This is a genomic window from Halobellus rufus, assembly GCF_000739575.1.
Lineage (GTDB): Archaea > Halobacteriota > Halobacteria > Halobacteriales > Haloferacaceae > Haloquadratum > Haloquadratum rufum.
This window is the reverse complement of record NZ_BBJO01000025.1, coordinates 60999-86461: the sequence shown is the minus strand read 5'-3', so window position 1 is coordinate 86461 and position 25463 is coordinate 60999. Positions and strand designations below refer to the sequence as shown.

The 25463-nt window shown below is 69.5% G+C and carries 27 protein-coding genes and 2 pseudogenes; 17 read left to right on the top strand and 12 right to left on the bottom strand.

Translation table 11 applies throughout. The annotated features are described in order from the left end of the window. Positions 1-61 precede the first annotated feature (61 nt). On the top strand, positions 62-841 hold the full coding sequence (locus ACP99_RS11265) for an alpha/beta fold hydrolase (protein WP_049986697.1): 780 nt from the start codon (positions 62-64) through the stop codon (positions 839-841). Between the two features lie 89 nt (positions 842-930). Further along, positions 931-1659 carry a type 1 glutamine amidotransferase gene (locus ACP99_RS11260; RefSeq protein ID WP_049986696.1) on the top strand — a complete coding sequence of 243 codons (729 nt, stop codon included), beginning with the start codon at positions 931-933 and terminating at the stop codon, positions 1657-1659. A 58-nt stretch (positions 1660-1717) separates the two neighbouring features. On the opposite strand, the gene ACP99_RS11255 is transcribed toward ACP99_RS11260, so the two are convergent. Then, entirely contained in the window at positions 1718-2203 is a 486-nt protein-coding gene (locus tag ACP99_RS11255; RefSeq protein ID WP_049986695.1) for a cupin domain-containing protein, read from the bottom strand. 135 nt (positions 2204-2338) lie between these two features. Between ACP99_RS11255 and ACP99_RS11250 the strand changes: the two genes are divergently transcribed. Together ACP99_RS11250 and ACP99_RS11245 are read left to right on the top strand one after the other, a co-directional pair. Continuing rightward, the gene (locus ACP99_RS11250) at positions 2339-2659 is read left to right on the top strand and encodes a 4Fe-4S dicluster domain-containing protein (RefSeq protein ID WP_049986694.1); all 321 of its coding nucleotides are present in this window, start codon (positions 2339-2341) and stop codon (positions 2657-2659) included. A gap of 152 nt (positions 2660-2811) precedes the next feature. Further along, positions 2812-3264 (top strand): DUF892 family protein, encoded by a 453-nt coding sequence (locus tag ACP99_RS11245; protein WP_049986693.1) that lies wholly within the window; start codon positions 2812-2814, stop codon positions 3262-3264. A gap of 39 nt (positions 3265-3303) precedes the next feature. Here ACP99_RS11245 and ACP99_RS11240 read toward each other — a convergent pair whose 3' ends face one another. The 3 genes from ACP99_RS11240 to ACP99_RS11230 are packed head-to-tail and all read right to left on the bottom strand — an operon-like array spanning position 3304 to position 5402. After that, positions 3304-4020: an energy-coupling factor transporter transmembrane component T family protein gene (locus ACP99_RS11240; protein ID WP_049986692.1), complete on the bottom strand. Its 717-nt coding sequence runs from the start codon at positions 4018-4020 to the stop codon at positions 3304-3306. Continuing rightward, a complete protein-coding gene (locus ACP99_RS11235; RefSeq protein WP_081927433.1) occupies positions 4014-4787 on the bottom strand; it encodes an energy-coupling factor ABC transporter ATP-binding protein in 774 nt (257 codons plus the stop codon). The genes ACP99_RS11240 and ACP99_RS11235 overlap by 7 nt, the downstream gene beginning before the upstream one ends. 33 nt (positions 4788-4820) lie before the next feature. Beyond that, positions 4821-5402, bottom strand: coding sequence for a biotin transporter BioY (locus tag ACP99_RS11230; protein ID WP_049986691.1), 582 nt, complete (start codon positions 5400-5402; stop codon positions 4821-4823). A gap of 84 nt (positions 5403-5486) precedes the next feature. Between ACP99_RS11230 and ACP99_RS11225 the strand changes: the two genes are divergently transcribed. From ACP99_RS11225 to ACP99_RS11195, 7 genes are all read left to right on the top strand, one after another. Further along, positions 5487-6209 carry a hypothetical protein gene (locus ACP99_RS11225; protein ID WP_049986690.1) on the top strand — a complete coding sequence of 241 codons (723 nt, stop codon included), beginning with the start codon at positions 5487-5489 and terminating at the stop codon, positions 6207-6209. Between the two features lie 93 nt (positions 6210-6302). After that, entirely contained in the window at positions 6303-9986 is a 3684-nt protein-coding gene (locus tag ACP99_RS11220; protein WP_049986689.1) for an intein-containing Cdc46/Mcm family DNA replicative helicase, read from the top strand. Next, complete coding sequence (locus tag ACP99_RS11215) at positions 9986-10270, top strand: DUF7854 family protein (RefSeq protein ID WP_049986688.1); 285 nt, start codon at positions 9986-9988, stop codon at positions 10268-10270. The genes ACP99_RS11220 and ACP99_RS11215 overlap by 1 nt, the downstream gene beginning before the upstream one ends. Positions 10271-10327: 57 nt before the next feature. Then, positions 10328-10666 (top strand): DUF7855 family protein, encoded by a 339-nt coding sequence (locus ACP99_RS11210; protein ID WP_049986687.1) that lies wholly within the window; start codon positions 10328-10330, stop codon positions 10664-10666. Beyond that, a complete protein-coding gene (locus ACP99_RS11205) occupies positions 10663-11619 on the top strand; it encodes a DUF7856 family protein (RefSeq protein WP_049986686.1) in 957 nt (318 codons plus the stop codon). The genes ACP99_RS11210 and ACP99_RS11205 overlap by 4 nt, the downstream gene beginning before the upstream one ends. Before the next feature lie 82 nt (positions 11620-11701). Next, positions 11702-12613 (top strand): DUF7857 domain-containing protein, encoded by a 912-nt coding sequence (locus tag ACP99_RS11200; protein WP_049986685.1) that lies wholly within the window; start codon positions 11702-11704, stop codon positions 12611-12613. After that, on the top strand, positions 12610-13278 hold the full coding sequence (locus tag ACP99_RS11195; RefSeq protein ID WP_049986684.1) for a MinD/ParA family ATP-binding protein: 669 nt from the start codon (positions 12610-12612) through the stop codon (positions 13276-13278). Before ACP99_RS11200 ends, ACP99_RS11195 begins: the two co-directional genes overlap by 4 nt. Positions 13279-13403: 125 nt before the next feature. Here ACP99_RS11195 and ACP99_RS11190 read toward each other — a convergent pair. Beyond that, positions 13404-14293: pseudogene (locus tag ACP99_RS11190) on the bottom strand (transcription initiation factor IIB). 163 nt (positions 14294-14456) lie between these two features. On the opposite strand from ACP99_RS11190, the gene ACP99_RS11185 reads away from it, so the two are divergent. Then, the gene (locus ACP99_RS11185) at positions 14457-14978 is read left to right on the top strand and encodes a DUF7858 family protein (RefSeq protein ID WP_049986683.1); all 522 of its coding nucleotides are present in this window, start codon (positions 14457-14459) and stop codon (positions 14976-14978) included. A gap of 27 nt (positions 14979-15005) precedes the next feature. On the opposite strand, the gene ACP99_RS11180 is transcribed toward ACP99_RS11185, so the two are convergent. The 6 genes from ACP99_RS11180 to ACP99_RS11155 form a co-directional block, all read right to left on the bottom strand. Then, positions 15006-15764 (bottom strand): AAA family ATPase, encoded by a 759-nt coding sequence (locus ACP99_RS11180; RefSeq protein WP_049986682.1) that lies wholly within the window; start codon positions 15762-15764, stop codon positions 15006-15008. 105 nt (positions 15765-15869) lie between these two features. Then, positions 15870-16295, bottom strand: a complete 426-nt coding sequence (locus ACP99_RS11175) for an HIT family protein (RefSeq protein ID WP_049986681.1) — start codon at positions 16293-16295, stop codon at positions 15870-15872. A gap of 269 nt (positions 16296-16564) precedes the next feature. Next, positions 16565-17203, bottom strand: coding sequence for a uracil-DNA glycosylase (locus ACP99_RS11170; RefSeq protein WP_049986680.1), 639 nt, complete (start codon positions 17201-17203; stop codon positions 16565-16567). Between the two features lie 15 nt (positions 17204-17218). Then, entirely contained in the window at positions 17219-18085 is an 867-nt protein-coding gene (locus tag ACP99_RS11165; protein ID WP_049986679.1) for a ribose-phosphate diphosphokinase, read from the bottom strand. Between the two features lie 90 nt (positions 18086-18175). Beyond that, positions 18176-19054 carry an HVO_0234 family beta-propeller protein gene (locus ACP99_RS11160; protein WP_049986678.1) on the bottom strand — a complete coding sequence of 293 codons (879 nt, stop codon included), beginning with the start codon at positions 19052-19054 and terminating at the stop codon, positions 18176-18178. A 69-nt stretch (positions 19055-19123) separates the two neighbouring features. Then, positions 19124-19441 (bottom strand): hypothetical protein, encoded by a 318-nt coding sequence (locus ACP99_RS11155; RefSeq protein ID WP_049986739.1) that lies wholly within the window; start codon positions 19439-19441, stop codon positions 19124-19126. Positions 19442-19677: 236 nt separating this feature from the next. Here ACP99_RS11155 and ACP99_RS11150 point away from each other — a divergent pair. The 4 genes and pseudogenes from ACP99_RS11150 (at position 19678) to ACP99_RS11140 (ending at position 23433) form a co-directional block, all read left to right on the top strand. Then, positions 19678-20792: pseudogene (locus ACP99_RS11150) on the top strand (tRNA (guanine(26)-N(2))-dimethyltransferase). A 91-nt stretch (positions 20793-20883) separates the two neighbouring features. Beyond that, positions 20884-22215 carry a YihY/virulence factor BrkB family protein gene (locus tag ACP99_RS11145; RefSeq protein WP_049986738.1) on the top strand — a complete coding sequence of 444 codons (1332 nt, stop codon included), beginning with the start codon at positions 20884-20886 and terminating at the stop codon, positions 22213-22215. Positions 22216-22298: 83 nt separating this feature from the next. After that, positions 22299-22466 carry a hypothetical protein gene (locus ACP99_RS20030; protein WP_156105691.1) on the top strand — a complete coding sequence of 56 codons (168 nt, stop codon included), beginning with the start codon at positions 22299-22301 and terminating at the stop codon, positions 22464-22466. A gap of 67 nt (positions 22467-22533) precedes the next feature. After that, positions 22534-23433: a phosphatase PAP2 family protein gene (locus tag ACP99_RS11140; protein ID WP_049986677.1), complete on the top strand. Its 900-nt coding sequence runs from the start codon at positions 22534-22536 to the stop codon at positions 23431-23433. 45 nt (positions 23434-23478) lie between these two features. Here the strand turns inward: ACP99_RS11140 and glnA are convergent, their stop codons facing one another. Further along, positions 23479-24852, bottom strand: a complete 1374-nt coding sequence (gene glnA / locus ACP99_RS11135; protein ID WP_049986676.1) for a type I glutamate--ammonia ligase — start codon at positions 24850-24852, stop codon at positions 23479-23481. 126 nt (positions 24853-24978) lie between these two features. Between glnA and lrp the strand changes: the two genes are divergently transcribed. Next, complete coding sequence (gene lrp, locus ACP99_RS11130) at positions 24979-25437, top strand: HTH-type transcriptional regulator Lrp (protein WP_049986675.1); 459 nt, start codon at positions 24979-24981, stop codon at positions 25435-25437. Positions 25438-25463 lie beyond the last annotated feature (26 nt).

Genomic DNA, 25463 nt, shown 5'->3' with positions numbered 1-25463 from the left:
GGGCTCGCCGGACGTTTCTCCGAGTCGGGATCGCTAAGTCGCTCCTGCCCGACGCACACCTGTGACCTACACCGAGAACGGCGGAGTCGGACTCTACTACGAGACGGACGGCTCGGGCGAGCCCGTCGCGTTCGTCGGCGACGTCGGCTACGGCGCGTGGCAGTGGGGATGGCAGCACGCCGCGGTCGCGGGGCCGTACCGGAGCATCGTGGCCGACCTCCGGGGGTGCGGTCGCTCGGACGCGCCATCGGGGCCGTACGACGTCCCGACGCTCGTCGACGACCTCACCGCGGTCCTCTCGGACGCGGGCGTCCGGTCGGCGCACGTCGTCGGCGCGGGGCTCGGCGGGATGGTCGCTCTGGAGGCGGCGCGGACGACGGCTCGCGTCGATAGCCTCGTCCTCCTCGGCACCGCCGCCAGCGGAGGCGGGCTCGATCTCGCTCCGCTCCGAGGCGGCCTCGACGACCCCGACGCCCTCGAACGCTCGCTGCGCGCCGGCCTCTCGGCCGAGTTCGTCGAATCCCATCCGGACGCCGTCGCCCAGATGGTCGAGTGGCGCGCCGCCGAGGACGCCAAGCGGGCCGCGTGGGAGGCGCAGGCGGCGGCCGTCGCCGACTTCGACGTCTCCGACCGGCTCTACGAGATCACCGCTCCGGCGCTCGTCGTCCACGGGACCGACGACGCGGTCTGGCCGCTCGAACGGGGCGAGGCGCTGGCGTCGGGGCTGCCCCGCGGGGAGTTCAGCGCGGTCGACGCGGCGGGCCACCTCGTCCACGTCGAGGCGTCGAGACGCGTCAACGACGACGTACTCGGGTTCCTCTCGACCCTCGACGACGAGTAGGTTCGACGATCTCGACGGCGCGTCACAGGCCTCGGCAGGGGTGCCCGCGGGCGCAAGGCATTTTTCGACCCGTCCCGTCCGTTACTCCGATGAGTCGGACCAGCGACCGGTTGCGGATCGCGCTCCTCGACGCCTCCCACGGCGACGAGCACACGCCCCGGAACTTCCGGCGGGAACTCGACGCGGACCTCGTCGAGTTCGACGTGACGGCGAACGAGCGGCCCGCGGGCTTCGACTTCGACGCCGTCGTCGTCACCGGGTCGCGCTCGTCGGTGTACTGGGACCGCGATTGGATCCGACCGCTGGTCGCGTACGTCGCCGAGGCCGACGAGCGCGGGCTGCCGCTGCTCGGCGTCTGTTACGGCCACCAGGTCGTCGCGACGGCGCTCGGCGGCCGCGTCGAGGATATGGGCGCCTACGAGATCGGCTACCGGGAGATCACGAAGGTCGCCGACGGCGAACTGCTGGCGGGCATCCCCGAGACGTTCACCGCGTTTACGACGCACTCGGACGCTGTCACCGAGCTTCCGCCGGGGGCGACGCTGCTGGCCGAGAACGACTACGGCGTCCACGCCTTCCGCCGCGGGACGGCGTGGGGCGTGCAGTTCCACCCGGAGTACGACCGCGAGACCGCGCGCTCGATCACGCACGAGAAGGACCTCTCACCGGAGCGCCGCGAGGCGGTCCTCGACGGGATCAACGACGAGAACTACGACGCGGCGTGCCGCACCAAGCGGCTGTTCGAGAACTTCACCGACGCCGTCGGCCGGATCCGACGCGAGCGGACGTCCGCGGACCACGAGGCGTCTCCGGCGTAGCGGCTCGCTCGGCGCTCGGTGTTCGGCGCTCACCGCGTCGAACGTCCGCCCGATCGCGTCAGGATTCGTCTTCCCAGTAGTCGACGTCGTCGCCTTCGCGGTAGTACCCCGAGACGACGCGCTCGTCGGCGTCGCCGCCGGGCGGCGACCCCGCGTAGACGCCGATCTTCTCGGAGTCCGGGTAGACCGTCACGTCCGGGTCCCGCATCGTCGACACTGCTAGGTAGCGCAGCGGCTCGTCGCCGTCGTTTCGCAGGCGGTGTGCGCCCTCGGCGTCGGCCGGAAAGCCGCAGAAGTCCCCCGGCTCGATTCGCGCTTCGCCGTCGGGCGTCCGGAGCACGCCGGTCCCCGAGAGCACGTACACCGCCTCGGCGTTCCCCGTGTGGAAGTGATACGGCCACGACGCGCCGCCCGGCGGCAGCTCGTAGAGGCTCGCGCCGAGCCCGTCGAAGTCGGCGGCGCTCGCGAGTCGCTTCCGCTCGAAGTGCGTCCGCTCGCGTTCGGTCTCGTCCCAGTCGACGTCGCGTTCGTTGACACGATTCATACCCCTCTCTCCAGCGCCGCGCGGCTTAAGCGCGGGGGCGACACCGGCAGAGGCCCCGGCGGAGTCCGACCTGCGTCGCCGATTCGAACGGCCGCACCGACGGTGTTTTGGGTCTCTCCGGTGTATCGGATGCAAATGGGAATCGATCCGAACTTCGAGAACAACCGCGAGAAGGTCGGCGAGGAGAACGGAGTCGACGTCTGGGGGCCCGTCGACCCGCCGGAGACGCTCGGTATCCACGGGACGCACGTCGCCGTCGACTACGACCTCTGCGTCGCCGACGGCGCGTGCCTGGAGAACTGCCCCGTCGACGTGTTCACGTGGGTCGACACGCCGGGACACCCCGAGTCGGACCGCAAGGTCGAGCCGACCCGCGAGGACCAGTGTATCGACTGCATGCTCTGCGTCGACATCTGCCCGGTCGACGCAATCGACGTCGACGGCTCGCGGGTCTGAGGCGAGTCAGCTCCGAACGGCTCGGAGCGAGTTCGGACCGATCGAGAACCCCGCGTCGACGGCCTCGGACACCCGTTTCGGTCTGTCGACTTCCACCGCGGCCGTCGGTTCGCCGACAGTATCTTGTCGCCGGCGTCCGAATCCTAACCGCAATGTCTGACGAGGTAATCCGGCTGCTGCAGAAGGCGTACCAAGACGAGATCGAGACGGTGATGAACTACATGACGAACTCGATCGTCCTCGACGGCGTCCGCGCCGAGGAGATCAAAGAGTCCCTCCAGCAGGACATTCAGGAGGAGCTCGGCCACGCCGAGCAGCTCGGGAACCGGCTCAAGCAACTCGACGAGCATCCGCCGGGCTCGGCGGCGTTCGAGGCGACGCAGACGAGTCTGCAGCCCCCCGAGGACACCACGGACGTCCTCTCGGTCATCAACGGCGTGCTCGACGCCGAGGAGGGTGCGATCGAGACATACCGGGCCCTGATCGACGCCGCCGAGGAGGCAGGCGACCCAGTCACCGAGGACCTCGCGGTGACGCTTCTGGCGGACGAGGAAGCCCACCGGACCGAGTTTCGCGGCTTCAAGAAGGAATACCAGGCCGACTAGCGGTCGGAGCGCCCCGTCACCACGCGACGAACGCGCCGTCTAGACCACCGCGGCGACGCCCAGCGCGGCAGCGACGAGCAGCCCGACGGCGTCGATTTTTCCGAACCGGAGCGCGGGAAGCGTCGGATTCCACGCGAAACACCGCGCGCGGAGCGCCAGCGCCAGCCGGTCCGCGCGGCCGAACGCCCGCCTGATCCCCGCGGCACCGACGAGTCGAATCCGGTCCCGGAGCGACCGCTCGGACCCGAGCCGCGCGGCCGACGCCTCGCGCGCGCGGCGGAGATCCGCCCGCAACAGGGGGAGGAAGCGGAACACGAGCGCGACTCCGACGCCGAGCAGGCGTCCGGTGCGCCCCGGCACGAGCCGCTGGATCGCCGCCCGGGAGTCGCGGACGGGCGTCGCGTGCAGGTAGACCGCAGACACGAGCAGGACGAGGAGCACGCGGTAGCTCGCCAGCAACGGGTCGAAGGCGCTCGCGGGATCGATGCCGACGCTCACCGTCGCGGGGTCCACGGCGAAGACCGAAACGAGCGGCCCGGCAGCGAGAAACGGCAGCGCCGGGAGGTAGCCTCGAACCGCTCGGAGCGGGGAGAGCCGCCCGGCGGCGAGGAACGCGAGCGCGACGAGCGAGAGCCACGCGAGCCCGGAGAGCGTCGTGTGCGCGAAGGCGGCCGCGGCGAAGGCGGCTTGGACGAACAGCTTCGTCCGCGGGTCGAGCCGGTGAGCGATCGAGTCGCCGGGGTGATACGTCAGCATCGCGCGCTCGCGTCGCCGTCGCGTCTCTCCGGCCTCTCGGACTGGACCGGTTCGGAACTACCGACCCGCTCCGGGACGCGGACGTCGTATTCGGGCAGCGATTCGACGGCCGTCTCCGGGTCGGCGTCGACGACGATGCGACCGTCGGCCATCGCGATCACCCGATCGGCGAGGTCGACAACGTCGCGGAGGTCGTGCGTGACGACGACGACGCTCGTGCCGTCGGATTTGAGCGTCCGCAGTCGGTTCAGCACCGCTCGACGCGCGGGGTCATCGAGTCCGGTGAACGGCTCGTCGAGCACGAGGTGATCGGGCTCCATCGCGAGCGCGCCGGCGATGGCGACGCGCTCGCGCTCGCCCCCGGAGAGTTCGTCGACCCGCTCGTCCGCACGCCCGGCGAGGTTGACGGCCGAGAGCGCGGCGTCGACCCGGCGGTCGATCTCCTCGCGCGCGAGCCCGAGGTTCTCCGGGCCGAAGGCGACGTCAGCGCCGATCGTCGCCGCGACGAGTTGGTCGCGCGGCTCCTGAAACACCATCCCGACGGCCGTCCGCGCGGCGACCAAATCCGTCCCGACCTCGCGGCCGTTGACCGTGACGGTCCCCGAGTCGGGCTCCAGCAGGCCGTTGAAGTGCCGAACGAGCGTCGTCTTGCCGGAGCCGTTCGCGCCCGCGACGACGACGCACTGGCCGTCAGGAATCGCGATCGAGACGCCGTCGACCGCGACGACGTCGCCGTAGCGGTGGACGAGCCCCTCCGTTCGGATCATCGAGACGACCTCGCGAGTGGGTCCATCGGTTCCCTACGCGGCCGCCGCGGCGTCGCTCCGGACGATCCCGACCGCGGCGGCGATCTTGACGGCCTCGAACGGGACGAACGCCAGCGCGCTCACGGCGAACGCCTGCGTGAGGCCGACGTTCTGCACGAGCGCGAAGCCGACCGTTCCGAGCGCGTAGATGACGACCGTCCCGGCGAGCATCCCGGCGACCAGCCGGGCGGTGCCCACGGTTTCGGGCTCTTCGATGCCGTCGACGCCGTGGACGACCGCGCCGATCAGCGCGGCGGCGACCGGGTACGACCAGAGGTACCCGCCCGTGTACCCGACGAGCGGGCCGAGTCCGGCTTGCCCGCCGGAGAATATCGGCGCGCCGGCCGCGCCCGCGACGAGGTAGAACGCCAGCGACGCGCCGCCCCAGACGGGCCCGAGGAAGATCCCGGCGAGGAAGACGCCGAGCACCTGCAGGCTGACCGGGACCGGGGAGATGGGATTCGGAAACGACACGTACGCGAACGCGCCGACGAGCGCCGCGAACAGCGCCGCGCGGGCGACGTTGCCGACGACGTCCTCGCCGACGAGTTCGACCGACTGCGATTCCGTTGACATACGACTCCCTGTCTCGTAAACCCAAATGAATACTTTGGTTTACGACGGAAACGTTTGTACGTCGCGACCGCCTTTGGTACCCTGATGGACGAGAAGACCGCCGAACTCCGGGACCTCTTCGTGGAGACGACGGGCGAGGAGACCGTGACCGAGTCGCAGTCGACGCCGCGCGGCTCGCTGGCGAGCGACCGCGACGAGGAGTCCGTCGACGAGCGCCTCGACGAACTCATCGAGGCGATGCGCGAGCGCGAGGCGTTCTCGTCGCCGCTCTCTACCCCCGAACTCCGCCGCGTCGTCCGCGCGTTCTTCGATCCCGACGCGGCGGGTGCCGATTCGGGGACGTGGTCGGACGCGGCCGACGCCGCGGTGGCGGCGTCGCTCTCGGCGGAGGGCGAGGCGGCGGGTGGTTCTGTGGACGACGGAAGCGAATCCGTGGACGCCGAGGACGTCTTCCGCGCGCGGATGGACTTGCACCTCGTCAGCGACGCCGACCGCGACGCCCCGCTCCCCTACGAGCGACTCCGAACGCTCGTCTCGGAATCTCCCTCCGACGCCGGCGACGAGGCACTCGCCGCCGAACTGTCGGAGGCTGCTGAGGTCGACGCCGACGTCGCTCTCGAATCTGTCGGCCGGTACCGCCGCGTCGCCGAGAGCGACCTCGCCTCCCGGCGCGTCAACCACCGCTTCCGCGACGCCTTCGCCGACCTCCTGACTGACGCGGACCTGTCGACGCGACTCGCCGAGGACGCCCGCCGCGACGGCCTCCGGGAGGCGACCGAGGACATCGAGACCGACGTCTCCCTCTGAGTGACCGGCCTCCCGCGCCGATATTTCGCCGTCCGATCACTTTCACCGTCCGTGGCGAAGACTCTTACCCGATGAGGTCCCTACTCCGGTGCGATGGCGCAGGCCCCCCAGGACTCACGCGACCTCACCGAGCGGTTCATCCAGTTCTACCGCAAGTACTACCGCGACGAGATCGGCACGCTCGCCCAGAAGTACCCGAACGAACAGCGATCGCTCTACGTCGACTACGACGACCTCTACGCGTTCGACACCGAGTTGGCCGAGGACTACCGGAAGAAGCCCGACCAGATACGCGAGTACGCCGAGGAGGCGCTGCGGCTCTACGACCTCCCCGCGGACGTCAAACTCGGCCGCGCGCACGTCCGCCTGACGAACCTCCCCGAGACGGTCGACATCCGCGGAATCCGCGTCCACGACGACCACATCGGGCGGATGATCGCCGTCCAGGGGATCGTCCGGAAGGCGACGGACGTTCGGCCGAAGATCACCGAGGCCGCCTTCGAGTGCCAGCGCTGCGGGACGATGACGTACATCCCGCAGGCCGACAGCGGCTTCCAGGAACCGCACGAGTGTCAGGGGTGTGAGCGTCAGGGGCCGTTCCACGTCGACTTCGATCAATCCGAGTTCGTCGACGCGCAGAAGGTGCGCGTTCAGGAAAGCCCCGAGGGCCTGCGGGGCGGCGAGACGCCGCAGAGCATCGACGTCGACCTCGAAGACGACGTCACCGGGCGGGTGACCGCGGGCGACCACGTTACTGTCACGGGCGTCCTCCACATCGAGCAGCAGACGTCGGGCAACGAGAAGACGCCCATCTTCGATCTCTACATGGACGGGGTCGCAGTCGAGATCGAGGACGAGGAGTTCGAGGATATGGACATCACCGACGAGGACGTCGCCGAGATCGTCGACCTCTCGAACGAGCCCGACATCTACGAGAAGATGGTCGCCTCCGTCGCGCCCTCGATCTACGGCTACGAGCAGGAGAAACTCGCGATGATCCTGCAACTGTTCTCGGGCGTGACGAAACACCTCCCCGACGGCTCGCGGACCCGCGGGGACCTGCATATGCTTCTGATCGGGGACCCCGGGACGGGTAAGTCCGCGATGCTGCAGTACATCCGGAACATCGCCCCGCGATCGGTGTACACCTCCGGGAAAGGTAGCTCCTCAGCCGGTCTCACCGCGGCGGCCGTACGTGACGACTTCGGCGACGGCCAGCAGTGGACGCTCGAAGCCGGCGCGCTCGTCCTGGCCGACAAAGGGATCGCGGCGGTCGACGAGCTAGATAAGATGCGATCGGAGGATCGAAGCGCTATGCACGAAGCGCTGGAACAGCAGTCCTACCACCCGAATTCGGAGATTCTACTTTCCGACGGTCGCCGCGTCGAGATCGGTCCGTTCGTGGACTCGATGATGGAGGAACGGACCGAAGACGTCGTCGACGGCATCGACTGCGAGATCCTCTCTGTCGACGACGTCGGCGTCCACACCGTCGACCTCGACACCAACGACGTCGAAAAAACCGACGTCGACCGCGTGAGTCGACACGAGGCGCCCGACGAGTTCGTCCGCGTCTCCTTCTCGAACGGCCGCTCGGTGACGGTCACGCCGGAACATCCGATGTTCGTCGACGCGAGCGGTGAAGTCGGGACTGTCGACGCCAGCGAAATTTCCGTGGGCGATTTCGTTCCCGCGCCGCGGAAACTCCCGAACTCCGCGGCACCGATGCCGCTGGCCGAGGAGGCACACCGCGGGAAAGAGCGCGACGTCGACCTCCCCACGGAGATGTCGCCGGACCTCGCGGAGATTCTCGGACTGCTGACCGCCGAGGGGAACTCCTACTCGGGCGGGCGAACGCACGAGATCGGCTTCTCGAACCAAGACGGTAGACTGCTCGATCGGGCAGCACGGTTGATGCGAGACGTCTTCGGACTCGAAAGCACGGATGCGGTCAACGGGGCCGGCACCACGACGAAACGGTGGGTGTCGACGAAACTGTACCGATGGTTCGAGTCCAACTTCCCCGAGGTGATGCGGAAATCGCCGGAGAAACGGATGCCGAGCGCGGTTCTGGGAGCCTCCGAAGAGGAGATCCGACGGTTCCTCGTGGGGGCGTTCGCGGGCGATGGTGGCGTCGAGAGCGAGGCGATGTCCTTTTCGACGGCGTGCCACGGGCTGGCGGAGGACTACGCCGATGCTCTCTCGAAGATCGGGGTCGCGTCGCGGATCCACCACGACGGTTGCGAGGACGCGTGGAAGACGTACGTGATGGGCGATTCAACCGAGCAGTTCGTCGAAGCTGTCGTCGACCCCGCGGACGACCGATACGAGAAGGCGCGGCGGTTCGTCGAGCGGAGCAACGCTACCGAGCGGCACCACGACGTTCTGCCGACGAGCGCCGCAAGGGAGATCCGCTCGCTCAAGCGACTACTCGGTGTCCCGCTCGACGGTCGGTTCCGAAAAGCCCTCGACGAGGGATACGGGATCCGAATCAGTACGGTCCGCTCGGAGATCGACGAGCTGCGCGATCGGCTCGACACGGTTCGGGACGGCGTCGATTCCGTCTCGACGCTCGCGGAAGTCAGAGAGCACGTCGGCTGGTCCGGACGACAACTCGCGGAGCGACTCTCCGAGACGACGACTAGCGCTATCCATTACGCCGAGGGCGGAGGCTATACGGCCCCGAAACGTGAGTCGATGTGCGCCGAGGCTGTCGAGGCGGTCGAGGCCGCAGTCGACGAGGCCGAGCGTCGGCTCGACAGCCTTGAGGCACGATGCGACCTGCGCTACTACCGCGTCACCGACGTCGAGACCGTCCCCAACGAGGGCGAGCACGCCTGCGAGTGGGTCTACGACGTGACGGTCGAGCCGACGAACACCTTCGTCAGTCAGGGCGTCGTCCTGCACAATTCGATCTCCGTCTCGAAGGCCGGCATCAACGCGACCCTGAAATCCCGGTGTTCGCTGCTCGGCGCGGCGAATCCGAAGTACGGCCGCTTCGATCAGTACGAGCCGATCGGCGAGCAGATCGACCTCGAACCCGCGCTGATCTCCCGGTTCGACCTGATTTTCACGGTCACCGACAACCCCGACCCGGAGTCCGACGCCAAGCTCGCAGAGCACATCATCAACACGAACTACGCGGGCGAACTGCACACTCAGAAGACGAAAGTCCCGAGTTCGGAGTTCACCGACGAACAGGTCGCCGATGCGACCGAGGAGGTCACGCCCGCGATCGATGCGGAACTCCTGCGCAAGTACATCGCCTACGCGAAGCGGAACTGCTATCCGACGATGACCGACGAAGCGAAAGAAGTCATTCGGGACTTCTACGTCGACTTCCGGGCGAAGGGAGCCGACGACGACGCGCCGGTACCGGTGACCGCGCGGAAGCTCGAAGCGCTCGTCCGGCTCTCGGAGGCGTCGGCGCGCCTCAGACTCTCTGATACCGTCGAACGCGAGGACGCCGTCCGCGTCACCGAGATCGTCGAATCCTGCCTCCGCGACATCGGGATGGACCCCGAGACCGGCGAGTTCGACGCCGACATCGTCGAGACCGGGACCTCGAAGAACCAGCGCGATCGGATCAAGGACATCAAGCACCTCATCGAGGAGCTCGAGGCCGAGTACGAGGAGGGCGCGCCGGTCGACGAGGTCATCGAACGGGCCGGCAGCGACCTCGGCTTGGAGGAGTCGAAGGCCGAAGACGAGATCGAGAACCTCAAGAGGAAGGGCGAGCTCTACGAACCGCGGCAGAACTACCTGAGGACGACGTAATGGACCGAATATCCGCACTCCGGAACGTCGAGGAGGCGCTCGGCGACTTCGAGTCCGGTGACTCGGACCTCGCGGCGACCGAGCAGCGCGTCGTGACGATCCTCCGCACGTACGCGACCGATTTCGAGGGGGAGGAGGGACTCAGGGCCTATCAGGCGGCGGGCGAGGGGCGGGCGCACGGCCTCGTCGTCGTCGCCGAGAGCACCGCCGAGGCGCGCGATCGGATCGCCGAGTTGCTCGACGAGGATCCGGCCGCGCTCGACGTCGACATCTCTCCGGTGTGAGTCGGTTTCGCCGGTGTGGGTGGATTTTTACGACCCCCGTGAAATAGGCTCCTAGTCGTGTTGTTGGTGGTGACGTACTCGCGCCGGGCGCGCGAGACGCTGCGGAATGCCTGTCGGGCGCACGAGGAGACCGTCGTCAGGCGGTTCGGCCGCGCCGCGCTGTTGCGAGAGACCGAGTACGGCGCGTTCTTGGCGTGTCGCCTCCGGGAGCGACACGCCGCGGACGTGCAGGTCGAGCGGACCGAGCCGTTCAACGAGTTCGCCGACGCGCCCGACGCCGTCCGCGAGGCCGCGGCCGCATACGAGCGGCGCGAGTCGCCGAGCACGCCCTACGACCGGTTCGCCGCCGGGACCGACCACCCGACCGCCGACGCGATGCGAGAGCGAGAGCTGTGAGCGGCGGCGAGCTCGATTCCGGTGTAGCGGTCGCCGCCGACGCACACGAGTTCACACTGCGACTTCCGAGCGGCCGCGTCGAAGCCGGACCGGTCGTCGATCTCACCGAACCGCGCGATTCCAGCGACGTCACTGCCGCAGAACTCCGACGGGCGGTTCAGAGCGGGTGCCCGGTGCGACCAGACGCGCTGGCCGTTCACGCCAGTCCGCCCGGCCGCGCTCACGCGCACGTCGCGCAACTCGGTCGAGACACCACCGTCCGAACGCGTTCCGCACTGGCGGCCGCCGCGGCGGATCTCGGTGTCGGAACGCCGCACGACGCCGACCTCGCGGACGCGCTCTGCTCTCTTCGGTCGCTCTCGCCGGCACCGATCGACGACGCCGAACTGCGGGAAGCGCGCCGCCGGGCCGCCGCCGCGGGCGCTGAGACCGACCGGCTTCGCGAGCGGGTCGCGACCGTCCGCGGACGGGTGACGGCGCTGCGGGAGGCCGCAGGCGACGATAGCGGGAACGCTTCAGCTCCCGCCGAGGCGTTGGGCGAGGCGGAAGCGGCGCTGTCTGACGTGACGCGGCAACTTTCGGAGGCGGCCACCGAACGCGTCGCGGCCGCACAGCGGCTCGACCTGCTCGAACGCCGGGCCAGAACCGGCCGCGACGAGCGCAACGCGCGGATTCGGCTCGAAGACCGCATCGGGAACTGTCGACGACGGGTTCGCGCCGCTCGCGTTGCCGCCGTCTCCGACGAGTTTCGCGCCGCGCGCGACGCGTTGCGTCCGCTGCTTCCGGCCGCCGACGCTGATGGGCCGGACGCACCGGAATTGCTCGATGCCCTCGCAGTGGCGCGAATCGCGCCGATCCGTGCTCCGCTGGTCCTCGCCGCCGGCGTCGCCGACGCACTCGGCGGGCCCGACGCGGCGTTCGAACGGCTCGGTGCACCGCTTTTGATCCGATAGCGTTCGGTTCGGCGTTCGGAAGTCCGCCCGACCGAGGTGCTCGGCGCGACGTTTTATATACGAACGGGCGGCCAGAGCGGCCGTGCGATCCTCTCTCGACGTCGGCTCCGGCGGGCTCGGTCTGGCCGACGAGAACGGCCTGACCGACGAGCCTGACCTTCCCATCGAAGCCGACCTGACCGACGGGACCCGTCCACCGGGGTCGGATCCGATCGAATCGACGGTTTCGACGCGGTCTCTCGCGGGCGTCACGCTCGTTCGGATCGAACTCCGCAGCACCGTCGCTGCCGACCTCCGCGTCCGGGTTCGAAACGAACTCGACGGCCCGCTCCTCCCGCCGCGGGAGGAGGGCGTGCCGGCGTCCGGATGGGACGCGGACGGCTTTCGCGGCGTCGTTCCGGCCTCCGGTCGTCTGGGGATCGGCTACGCCTGTCCGGTGGCCCCGCCGGACGTGTCTTCGGACGCCGCTTCGATCGAGGTGCTCGGTCCCGTCATTGAAACCGAGAGGCGTTCGGTGGCTTCGACGGGTACGGGATCCGCCGATTCGGATTCTGATACGGTGACGACGGCGATCCGGTCGCTCGGCCGGGCGCGTCCGCCCGCGGACGCGGTCGGATCGGAGGGCTCCTCCGACTCGGCCTCCGGAGCGTCGAACGCGCGCGAGGGCACCGCCGGTGCCGCCGTCCCGACCGCGGTCGAGACGTGGCTCGATGCGGTCGAGTCCCGCATCGACCACGCCGAGCGCCTGACCGACGCCACGGCCGCGGACGCGACCGCTGTGCTCGCCGACTGCGGCGGGGCCGACGCACTCGTCGGGCTTCCGGCGACCGTCGACGCCGACGAGGTTACCCTGCGAGCCGTCGCCGATCGGGTGATCGCGCTCGCCGACCGGGCCGCCGCGACGGATCCAGAACCCGTCGTGTCGTCGCTGTCTGCGGCGGCCGAGTCGCAGTCCGGCGAACCCGCGGACCCGACGCGCGGTGGTGAGCGGTGATCGTCGCCGTCACCGGCGGGAAGGGCGGCGTCGGAAAGTCGACCGTTTCAGTCGAACTCGGTGCCGCGCTCGACGCCACCGTCGTCGACGCCGACCTCGGAATGGCCGATCTACCGACCGGTCCCGGCCCGGACCTCCACGACGTGCTCGCCGGCCGTGCCGACCCCGTCGAGGCCGTCCGAGAGGGCTGTGGTCCCGTCCGTCTGCTCCCGTGCGGGCGGTCGCTCGCTGGCGCTCGCGCGGCCGACGTCGCCGCGCTCGATGTAACGCTTCGGGCGGTCGAGGCCGCTTACGGCGACGTCGTCGTCGACTGCCCGGCCGGAATGAAAGCCGACGCGGGCGTCCCCCTCGCCGTCGCCGACGCCTGCGTGATCGTGGCGTCGCCGCAGTCGTACGCGCTGGCGGACGCCGTCCGCTCGCGGGAACTCGCCCGCGAACTCGACGCGGGGCTGGTCGGGACCGTAATCAACCGCGCTGTCGACGACCCGCCGACGGAGACGTTCGAGGAGGTCTTGGGCGCGCCCGCGGTCGTCGTCCCCGCCGATCCGCGGGTCGGTCGAACGGTGGCGTCGTTCCGGCCGGTCGTCCGATCCGCGCCGTCGACGCGAGCGGCACGCGCGCTGACGTCCGTCGCCGACGCTGTGCGTCGGGCAAAGCGAGTTTGATCCGCTGACCGTCGCTGTCTCTTTCGACGCGTCGCTGTCGCGTTGACACACGGTGCGTCGGCGAACCGAGAACTGGAATCGAGGACTGTTACTGTCGTAACTCACCGCCGTCGAACTCGCCGCCGTTACTCGTCGTCGCGGAGCCGCTGGTACGTCGAGCGGAGCGTCACCGGGGTCACGTCGCGACGTCGGCGGCGTCCCGCTGTGTGAGGCCCGCACCGAGGTCGCGACCGGCGGTGTACAGGCAGGCGGCCGCGACGCCGCCGGGGTTCCGGCCGACGGAGATCCCCCGATCGGCGGCCTCCTCGACGTACTCGCGGGCGAGCCGTTCGACTTCGCCGCCGAGGTCGAGTTGGGACGCGAACCGCGCGAGGTACTCCGCGGGGTCGATCGGCCCGACCGGCAGCCCGAGTTCGCGGTTGATCGCGTCGTAGGCGGCGGTCTGTTCGGCCTTCGTCGCCTTCGCGACGTCGGCGACCTCGCTCACCGTCCGCGAGACGCGGGCGACGCGGCAGGCGGCGTAGACGGACGCCGCGGCGAAGCCCTCCAGCGACCGGCCCGGGAGGAGGTCCTCCGACTGCGCGGAGCGGAACAGCGAGCAGGCGTGATCGCGGATCCGGTCGGGGAGCGAGAGAACGCTCGTGAGTCGCCGAATCTCGGTGAACGCGTACACCTGGTTGCGCTCGCGCTTCGTCGAGATGCGCGCGCGGTTGTGTTGACGGCGCATCCGAGCGAGCCGTCGACGCTTGCGACCTTTCACCCGCGTGGACCGACCGATCTTCGTCGAGAGTCCCCTGTCGTGTCGCGAGCGCGTCAGCGGCGCGCCGGTCCGCTTGGGATCGGTGTCGGAGTCGGCGAAGGAGCGCCAGTCGGGGCCGTGGTCGATGCGGTACTCCGAGAGGACGAGCCCGCACTCGCCGCAGAGCGTCTCGCCGCGGGCGGTCTCGGGGCGGCCCCCGCACTCGGGGCAGGCGTTCGTCGTCGTGGCGGCGTCGGCGGTGGGTGCTCCACTCATCACAATTGAAACTCGGTCGCGAAGCCATATTTAAAGACGTGAGAAAACGGGGTAGAAGACCACGAAACGCCCTATCTAACCTACCGGTGAACGGTAGGTTATAAAATCAAATACGATAACAGAGCCGAATGTTCTTATCAGATCGGGTGGACACACGCACACGATGGGTTTGTCGGAGATCGCAGCGGGGTTGGAACTGACGACGAAGCAAGTGCAGCGCGGGGTCGCGACCGTCGACGGCACGGACGTCGACCTCGACGCGCGGCTTCGCGAGTACGAATCGGAGTTACCGTGCACGGCCGCGGGGGCGGCGACGGTCCTCGAACGCTACGACGCGGGCGCGAGCGTCGGCGACGCCGGGGAGGCCGCGGCGCTCGCGCCGGTCACCGCCGCGAAGCTCTTGCACCGCTGCGGCTTCGAGGGGGTGACGCCGCTATCACCGACGGCTCGGCGCGTACTCCGCGACTGGATCGACGGCCGACTCTCGCGCGCGGACGCACTGGAACTGACCGGCGCGGACGAGGCGGAGTTCGCCCTCGCCGCCTACGTCGAGACCCACGAGCCGATCACGGAACTCGCAGAGGCCGTCCGACGCGACGCGTCCGCACCGATTGCGGGCGACGCGCTCGTGTCGAAGCGCGACGCCCTCGCGGAGACGATGAGCGGCGGTTCTGACCTCCGGTAGTCGGTCTCGCGGCGGTTCCGTTCGGCGCTATCGCCCGATCAGGCCGCCCACGGAGTCGAGCAGTCCACCACGTTCGCCGCTCGGCTCGATACTTCGCCCCGTCACCGCGGCGGCGACGCGTGCGATTCCCTCGGTGAAGGCGTCGCCGCCGTCGAGACACGTCGGAGCCGACGCGACCGACGTCGCGTCCGTCTCCGGAATCGACACGTCGGCCGTCTCCGACTCGCCGCGGGTCGAGACCACCAGGTCGGCGTCGGTTCCGACGTCCGCGAGTCGCTCGTGGGTCTGCTGGACGGTCTCGGTGCCGCGCTCCGTCGCGGGTGCGACGACGGCGACGCGCTCGGCGGCGTTCACCGCGGCCACCGCCTGATTCGACGCGATCGGCGGGACGTCGCATATGACGTGATCGAACTGGCTGGCCGCGCTCGCGATCAGCGACTCGAAGCGCTGTGCGGCGTCGACGCTCTTCGCCCGCGCGAGTCGCTCGAACGGCGCGTAGGCGGGGCAGACCGCGACCTCGCCGTCGACCTGACTGTCGAGTTCGAGCGGCCGCACCCCGGCCGACAGCGCGCGCCCGTCGTCGACGAGCAGCGCCGTCAGATCCGGATCGATGGCTCCCGGAACGTACTGTGCGAGTCCCTGCGTCGCGAACGCCGCGTCCAGCACCGCGACCGATCGACCGTCGGCCGCGAGTGCGGCCGCCACCTCGACGACCGTCCGCGTCGTCCCCGCTCCGCCCGCTGCGCCGACGAACGCGACGGCGTCCGTCGATTCCGACTGTGACATACCCCAGTTGGCCGCGTACTCGGATTTAAACCGTCCGATCGGTGGCGCGCTTCCCAGTACCGAAGAGTCGGCCGCTCGCGGGCCGTTCGCTCGTTCGCTCCCGACTCACTCGCTCGATCCGATCGCGGCGGCGATGTCGTCGAGTTCGTCCTCCGACAGCGACGGTCGCTGACCGGCGACCGCGTGGATCGGGCCGCCGCCGTCGCCCTCGAACCGCGGAACGATGTGCACGTGCACGTGGGGGACTTCCTGCCCGGCCGCTTCGCCGTTGTTCACGCCGATCGTCGTCGCGTCGGCGTCGACGGCGGCCTCGATCTTCGGCGTCAGTTCCTGGACGGCCGCCCAGACGTCGGCGGCGACGTCGGCGGGCATCTCGTCGAGGCGCTCGTAGGGCTCCTTGGGAACGACGAGGGTGTGCCCGGCCGCCAGCGGGTTCGCGTCGAGGAACGCCGCGACGGTGTCGGTCTCGTGGACGATCCGCGCCGGGATGTCGCCGGCGACGATCTGCTCGAAGATGGTCGGCTCGCTCATACGCGACGTGTCGGGCGGATCGCCGAAGTAGGTTCGGGTCGATACGCGTTTTCTTCGGTGAGGTGATGATCACGCGAGCCCGCAGTGAACACCTCGGAAGCCCCCGCGCGCTCGACTCGGGGGCTTCGCTGTGCTCCTCGTCGCTCGCTTCGCTCGCTCCTGCGGTGCTTGCGTCAGCCGCCGTCGCCGAGCGCGCGGCCCCTTCCATTCCCGCCCTGTGGAGTCTCGTTCCGCCATCGCGTGGCGGATTCCGCTTTTCGGTCTCGATGTCAGGCCGAACCGTCGTCGAGCGCCGTTTCGATCGCGTCGTGAACGGCGGTCCGGTACTCCTCGGCGCTGTAGCCCAATCGCGCGCGCCAGATGTCTTGATACGAGGGGTGGAGGATCGGAAGCAGCGTCGTCTCGAGTTCGGCGAGTTCGATCGGATCCAGAATCCGGTCGACGAACCCGTCGATTTCCCGGTTCTCGATGGCGAGTATCGTCGTCGTGGCGTGCTTGCCGGTCGCGACGATAACCGCCGGCTCGACGGACTCGATCTCAGTCTGGAGGTGGCTCCGGCAGTTCGCGCGCTCCGTCTCGGTGGGTTCGCGGTTCGACCCCTCGCCGTCGCAGGGGAAGCACTTCACCGCGTTCGTGACGTAGGCGTCTGGCCGTTCGATCTCGGCGAGGAGCCGCCGGACGCGACGCCCCGAGTGCCGGGCGGTGTACGCTTTGCCCGTCCAGTTGCCGCCGCGCCACGTCTCGGCGTCGGGGTTCCCGGCCCCGGGCGCTTCGCCGACGACCATCACGTCGGAATCGAGGTCGCCGGTCCCCCACGAGATCTCCGTTCGGCAGTCGACGAGCGCGGGACAGCGCGCACAGTCGGCTTCGAGAACGTGCCGTTCGTCGGGGTATCTCGGGCCGTCCATCGTCTTTCGCCGCTGTTACACCGACTCCACCGCGTCGACGGCGGCCGCGACGATCGGCGCGACCGAGACGGCGCTGACGTCGCGCTCGATGGTGTCGGTGCCGACGATCTGCTCGATACCGGCCCGTTCGAGCTTCGTCCGGGCGTTTCGCGCGAGCAGCGGGTGGACGCACGTCGCGAACACCCGGGCGGCTCCGCCGGCGTCGAGGTGGGACACGGCCTCGCTCATCGTCGACCCGGTCGCGACGATGTCGTCGACGATGACGACGTCGCGTCCCTCGGGTTCGGCGTCGCTCGGGGTGATCTCCACGTCGGTCCCGGAGTGCCGAACCTTCTCGAAGTAGTCGGTCTCGCCGGTCCCGTAGGCGTCTCTGGTCGCCTCCGCGAGTTCGACCGCACCCGAGTCCGGCGAGAGAAAGAGCGGGTCGACGAGGTCCGCCGGGAGCGGGTCGGCGAGGACGCCCGCGGCGTCGCAGACGGTGACGTGGGCGTCGAAGAAGTCGGCGATGGCCTCCTCGTGGGGGTTCACGAGCACGACGCGGTCGGCCCCGGTGGAGGCGGCTCGCGCCATCGCACGCGCGGAGACGGGATGCCCCGGCTCGAACGCTCGGTCCTGCCGCGCGTAGCCCATATACGGGATGACGGTGACGACCTCCGCGGCCCCGGCCTCGCGGACGGCGTCCTGCAACTGGAGCAGTTCGACCCACGCGTCGTTCGAGTCGGTCGTCGCGACGACGACCGCGCGGTCGGCGTCGAACTCCGGGACGGCCGCGAGCGTCTCGCCGTCGGGGAAGCGGTCGTACTCGACGGCCGCCAGCGGTTCATCCAGTTCGTCCGCGAGCGCGGCCGCCAGAGCCTGCGAGGATGCGCCGGGTACGATCATATCCGAACCGTCTCGACGCGCGCTAAAACCCCTTTCCGTCTGGTCGCCGGTCCGCGGCACGCGTGCAGTCCACGCCGCACGCCGTTCCACTCAGACCGCCGCGGCGGCCACGTCTCTGAGGCCCAGTTCGCGGTGTCGCCAGTCCTCGCCGGGGAGCCGGACCGCCAGCGTTCCCTCGGCGGTGACCGCGTACGACGCGTCGACGCCGTGTGTCACGGCGACGACGTCGCCCTCGATCGGGAGCGGCGATTCGATCCAGGCATCGGCGTCGCCGACTTCGTTACTTCCGCTTTCGCCGCCGCCAGTCTCGGCACGGCTGTAGAGTACCCCGTTACGAACTGCGAGCCCGCGTTCCCCGGCGGCATCGACGGCGTCGACCGGCCCGTCGATGACGTCCATCCAGCCGTTTCCGAGCTTGTAGAGGCCGGAACCGGTCGCGACGAGGGGTTCGGCGTCGACGTCGCGCGCGTCGTCGAGGCCGGCGTGCGCGAGCTCCGCGTCTCCGACCCGGTAGACGCCGTCGGCGGCCGCGACGAGCCGTCCGTCGATCCCGCGGACCGGCGCTGCGGTTCCGACCGCTTCCCAGGTCGGTTCGTCGCTGTCGGCGTCGATGCGGCCGACTCGCCCCTCGTCGTCGCCCGCGAGCAGCGCGTCCCCGTCGAACCCGACGGCCGTCGCCGGTCCGAACCCGGTCGCCGCGAAGTCGAGGTCGCGATCGGTCCCGTCCGCACCGCCCTCGGCAGCGCCCGTCGCGCTTCGATCCGCGAGCAACACGTCCTCGTCGGTCGCGACCGCCACGAGCGCCCCGGCGGTCGCGACGTCCCGCGCGCGGCACCGGTGGACGACGCCGAACTCGCCGATCAGGTCGTCGGAGACGGAGACGGCGACGACGCCCAACTCCGTCGCGAGAAAGACCGTTTCGACCCCCGAGTTGTCGGTGTACACCCGCTTTTCGTCGATCGTGGGCATTGTCGTGGGTTCGACGAGCCGCGGTAAAAACGGTGCGGACGGGAGTCCTGCGTGGCGGGCGGCCGAGCGCTACAGGAAGTCGCGCACTTCCGAGTACCACATCTCGTGGTGGTCGACCTCGCCGATCCGCTCGGCGACGGCGACCGCGAGGACGTGCCAGCAGCGCTCCGTGGGGTCGTCGGGATCGAGGTTGTACTCGCTGTCCTTGCAGGTGCAGCCGCCGTTCTCGACGACGTACTCGTCGGCGTGGCCGACGACGACGGTGAAATCGCGGTACTGCTTCACCCGCCCCTCCGAAACCGCCTCGATGGCGCGCGCCCCGCGGCCGTCGTGCCGCGAGATCAGCGTGTCGACCGCCTCGGGGGTCAACTCGCCGTCCTCGGCCAGCGCCCGCCGCCAGGCTGTCTCGCTCTCGTCGTCGGTCTCGGTGGGGACGACGTAGGCGTCGCTCGGCTCGGCGTCCGAGCGTTCGCCCCGACCTCCGGCGTCGTCGCCGTCACTCACGCCCGAGTCTTCCCCCGGCCCCGACAAAACGCCACCGGTCACCGTGGCGGCGGTTCAGCCCCGCGGTGCGGCCGCGACGCATCGCATCCCTTTTCGCGCCGGGCCGTCCGATTCACCCTATGGACGTTCGTGAGGGCGACGTCGAGGTTTCGGTGCCGGACGCCGCGACGGGGCCTCCGAGGGCGCGGGCGACGGCGTGTTCTACAACCCGACCCAGGAGCTCAACCGGGACGTGACGGTGGCGACGCTGCGCGCGTACCGCGAGCGCGAGCCGCGCGCCAGTTCGTATCTCGACGCGATGGCCGCCAGCGGCATCCGCGGGGTCCGCGCCGCCGTCGAGGGCTTCGACGTCACCTGCGTCGACGTCGACGGCGACGCGGTCGAACTGGCCCGCGAGAATCTCGCGCGCAACGACCTCCCGGGCGAGGCCGTCGAGCGCGACGTCAACGCCCTGCTGCACGAGTCCGTCTTCGACGTCGTCGACCTCGATCCCTTCGGCACGCCGATCCCGTTCGTCGACAGCGCGGTCGCGAACACTCGGAACATCGTCTGCGTCACCGCCACCGACACCGCGCCGCTGTGCGGGGCCCACCAGCGCTCGGGCATCCGGAAGTACTCGGCGCTCCCGCAGAACACCGACTACCACCCCGAGATGGGCCTTCGCGTCCTGCTCTCGGCGCTCGTCCGGACGGCGGCGCGCTACGACAAGGCCGCGGTGCCCATCCTCTCGCACGTCACGCGTCACTACGCGCGAACGTACCTCGAACTCGACGCCCGGGCCACGCAGGCGGACGAACTGATCGATCGGCTGGGCTACGTCCACCACTGCGAGGACTGCCTCCACCGCACACACGAGTTCGGGCTCGTCGCGCACCCGCCGGACGACTGCGACGCCTGCGGGAGCGACCGCCTGCTCTCGGCCGGGCCGCTGTACCTCGGCCCGATCCGCGACGCCGACTTCGTCCGCTCCGTCCGCGAGCACGTCACCGACGAGATGGGCGAGGCGGCCCGCGCGCGGCGGATGCTCGACACCCTCGAAGGGGAACTGGACCGCCCGACGCACTACGACCAACACCGGCTGTGCAAGCAGTGGACGCGCTCCGCGCCCGCGATGGACGACTTCCTCGAGGACCTCCGGGACGCCGGGTTCGAGGCGACGCGGGCGCACTACTCGGGGACGGCGTTCAAGACCGACGCCACCGTTCCGGAGATCCGCGACGCGACCGCCGAGTGAGCGTCTGACTCGGGCTCGGGTCCGGACCCGGACCGTCAGGGCGCGGACCACCGGCCCCGGACCCCCGACGCGCCGGGTGATTCTTGTGTCGATCCGCCGAACCGTACACCGTGAGCGCCTCGACACCCGACCGACTCGCCGTACCGCGCTCATCGTCGCGACCGTCCGCGAGCGTGAGGTGACGTTCCTCGCGGCGGGCATCTCCTACTACATCCTCGTCTCGCTGATCCCGCTTCTCACGCTGGCCGTCGTCGTCGCGACGGTCGTCGGCGGGTCCGATCTCGCCGCGGCGGTCCAGTCGGTCGCCGCGGAGTACCTCCTTCCGACCGGCTCCGATCTCGTTTCGAGCGCGCTCGCGGACCCGACCGGCCGCGGGACGATCTCGATCTTCAGCCTCCTCCTGACGGTGTGGGGGACGCTGAAACTGTTCCGCGGCGTCGACGTCGCGTTCGCGAAGGTGTACGGCTACCCGACCAGTCCGATCCTCGAACAGCTCACCGACGGGCTCGTCACGCTCGCGTCGCTCGGCGCGGCGACGCTCGGCGTCATCGTGACGACCACAGTGATGGCCATCGCCGACGTCCCCTTCGTCGAGGTCCTCAGCGCGCTCGTCCTCTTGGGATTCCTCGTCGCCTCGTTCCTCCCGCTCTACACCGTCATCCCGGACGTCGAGGTCGGACTCCGGCGCGCGCTCCCCGGAGCGGTGTTCGCCGCCGTCGGGTGGACCGTCCTGAGCACCGGGTTCGGCATCTACGCGCGGGTGTCGAGCGGCGTCGCCGGCGCGCTCGGCGCGGTGTTGCTGCTCGTCACGTGGTTCTACCTCTCGGGGATCCTCGTGCTCACCGGAGCCGCCGTCAACGCGGTCCTCGCCGGGCAGGTCGGCGACGTAGACCGGCAGCTACAACACCCGCCGGGGCGACGTGCCGAGCAGACGATGAGCGCGGACGACGCGACGACCGACGACGCCGCCGACGAGTCCGCCCCCGGGGACCGGACGGCCGACGAGGGCGACTCCAGCCCCTCCGAAACCGACGTAGAACCCCGCGGCGCGCCCGACATCGAACAGCTCGACCGCCGGATCGAGGAGCTGCGCGCGGACCTCGACGCCTTCGAGTCCGACGTGCAGTCCCGGACGGTCGAGCGCCCGGACGTCGAATCGGAGATGCGACGCTACGTCCGCGGGCGACTCCGACGCGGCAAAGCCCGCGGCTGGGGACCGTACCTCGTGCTGCTCTACGGGACGGCCGCGACCATCGCGGCCTTTTATCTGCTCGACGACGACCTCCTCGCCGTCGCGGCGATGGTCGTCATCTACCTCTCGACGCTCGGGCTCTACGCCCTGTTCGTGGTCTTCGGCGTCGGCCTGAACGCCCTCGGCGTTCCGGGTCGGCTCGTCGACTGGATCCGGGACCGGCGGTCCTGAAGCGGCGGCGACCGACCTGGGACACCCCGATCCCGGCTCGCTGTGGCGTAACGCTGTTACCGCCGTGTTTCGTTCTCGACCGTATGGCTCTCACAGACAGGCAGATCGTGACCGCCTTCGCCGTCCTCGGGGTCGGGCTCTGGTACGCGTCGCGGTCGGTCACCGACAGTTCGGCCGTCCGCTTGGCGGTTCTCATCGGCGTCGGCGTCGTCGTGCCGACGCTCGTCAACCAGTACCGGTCGCGGTCGTGACCGCGGTTCTCCGGTCGGATCCGCTTTCCCGCAGCTATTTGACGCTGGACCGGTGACCGAACGAGCGATGACCGCACCAGTCACGCCGCTGGCGACTCGCGGGATCGGCGAGGTCGCCTTCGCCGACTCCCTCCCGGAGGCGGTCACGGCCGTCTTCTGGGCGCTCACCCACCTCGGGAACCCGTACCTGCTCTTGGCCTGCGTCGCGCTCGCGTACCTCCTCGGCGATCGCGTCGGGATCTCCCGACGCAGCGCGGCGTTCGCGCTCGGACTCGGGCTGTGTGCGATCGGTCTGACGATCGGGCTGAAACACCTCTTCGGCCTCCCGCGGCCGCCGATCTCGTACCGCGACGGGCTCGGCTTTCCCAGCGGTCACGCGCTCGGATCGACGACGTTCTGGGGCGGCGTCGCCGTACTCGCCCACCGGGGCGCGTGGCGGCGACGGCTCGCCGTCGCGGCCGCCGTCGTCGCGACGGTCGCGCTCTCTCGGGTCCTCATCGGCGTTCACTACCTCGCGGACGTCGTCGCCGGCGTCGCGATCGGGACCGCGTTCCTCGCGGCGGTCTTCGAGCTCGGCCCCGGATTCGACCTCGACGACCGCACGGGCGCGCTGGCGACGCCGACGGGGCGACACGTCACGGCGCTCTTCGGCCTCGCGCTCGCCCTCGGCGTCGCGGCGCTCCTCGTCGCGCCCGGGGAGAGCGAACTGTTCCTCGGCATCGGGACCGCCGTGGGCGGCGTGCTCGCGTGGCGGCGATTCGGTGAACGGGTGACGGCCGTCTCGCTGGAACTCTCGGGGCGCACGCTCGCTGTCGGCGGCGGAGGGACGCTCGTCGCGCTCGCGGCGATGAGCGGGGTCGCGGAGTTCGCCGAGAACGGCCTGCTGATCGTCGCCGTCGGTGCTGTCGGCGCGGTCTGTCTGCTCGCGCTGCCGGTCGTAGCGGCTCCTGACGCGACGACGAAATAAGAGAACGGTCGGTGAAGCGAACGGTCGGGACGCGGGAGACGCGGTTCAGTACGTTTCGAGGTAGCGGTCGAGTTCCCACTGGGAGACGTCGATGCGGAACTCGTCGTACTCCTGCGTCTTCGCCTCGACGAACTTCTCGTAGACGTGCTCGCCGAGCGCGTCCTGAATCGCCTCGTCCTCTTCGAGGGCGGCGACGGCCTCGCCGAGGTTCGCCGGCAGCGTGTCGATGCCGTACTCCTCGCGCTTCTCCTCGTCGAACTCGTAGATGTTCTCTCGAACGGGCTCGGGCGCTTCGAGGCCTTCCTCGATGCCGTTGAGACCGGCGGAAACGATCGCCGCGATGGCGAGGTAAGGGTTACACGCCGGGTCGGGCGAACGGAGTTCGATGCGGGAGGCGGCCGGAACGCGGGCGGCCGGCTTGCGGATGAGCGCCGAGCGGTTGCGGTCGGACCACGCGACGTACACCGGCGCTTCGTAGCCGGGGACGAGGCGCTTGTAGGAGTTCACCGTCGGGTTGGCGACGGCCGTGATCGCGGGAGCGTGTTCGAGGACGCCCGCGAGGAAGGAGTGCGCCGTGTCCGAGAGGTTGAACTCGTCGTCGTCGTCGTGGAAGGCGTTGTTGCCGTCCTCGTCGAACAGCGAGACGTGGGTGTGCATCCCCGAGCCGTTGATCTTCGGGATCGGCTTGGGCATGAACGTCGCGTGCAGGTCGTGCTGGGCCGCGATGGCGCGGACGACCGTCCGGAACGTCCCGACGTTGTCGGCGGTGGTGAGCGCGTCGTCGTACTCGAAGTTGATCTCGTGTTGGCCCTCGGCGACCTCGTGGTGGCTGGCCTCGATCTCGAAGCCCATCTGTTCGAGGCCGTAGATGATGTCGCGACGGACGTCGCTGGCGAGGTCCTTCGGCGCGAGGTCGAAGTAGCCCCCGGCGTCGTTGGTCTTCGTCGTCGCGCGGCCCTCCTCGTCCTCCTCGAAGAGGAAGAACTCCGGTTCGGGGGCGACGTTGACGGTGTAGCCCATCTCCTCGGCGCGCTCGAGGGTCTTCTTCAGGACGGTTCGCGGGTCGCCCTCGAACGGCTCGCCGGTCGAGGTGTTGATGACGTCGCAGATGAGACGCGCCGAGCGGCCGTCGCGCCACGGGAGGATCGCGAACGTCTCGGGGTCGGGCTTGAGTCGCATGTCCGACTCCTGAATCCGGACGAACCCCTCGATACTGGAACCGTCGAAGTAGATGCCGTCGCTGAAGGCCTTCTCGGCCTGCGTCGCGGGGACGGCGACGTTCTTCACGGTGCCGAGGATGTCGGTGAACTGGAGGCGGAGGAAGTCGACCTCCTTCTCCTCGATTTCGTCGATTACGCGCTGTGCTTCCGCGGAGAGACCACCGTCCGCAACGGCGGCGGATTCGTTTTCGTCCGTCATGTCCTAGACAATCGAATCCGAACACTCCCAGTATAAAGACGTTATCGCTTAGTGCAAATGCCCCTGCTCGCATTTTGAATTGGATATTCGTAAAATTCTAATGCCCACAGACACATCCTGATTGTAATGACGTACGAAAACCTCGACGCAAAACTCATTAACGCACTACTCGGCGACGGGCGCGCGAGTCTCCGGAGCCTCGCGGAGGAACTCGACGTGTCGGTCACGACGGTCTCGAACCACCTCCGCGACCTCGAGGACGCGGGCGTGATCGAGGGGTACACCCCGCGCGTGAACTACGACGCGCTCGGCTACGACGTGACCGCGATCATCCAGTTGAAAGTCGAGGGGAGCGCGCTCCCCGAGATCACAGACCGCCTCAAGGACCACAAGCAGATGGTCACCGTCTACGAGGTCACCGGCGACTACGACGTCATCGCGGTCGGGAAGTTCGAGGACACCGACGGGATGAACGCCCAGATCAAGGAGCTTCTCACCGACGCGGACATCCGCGAGTCGAACACCAGCGTCGTCCTCAACGCCGTCGTCGAGAACCAGCAGTTCGACCTCGACGTCGACGAGTAGGTTCGACGGCGTCGCGAATCGGTTCT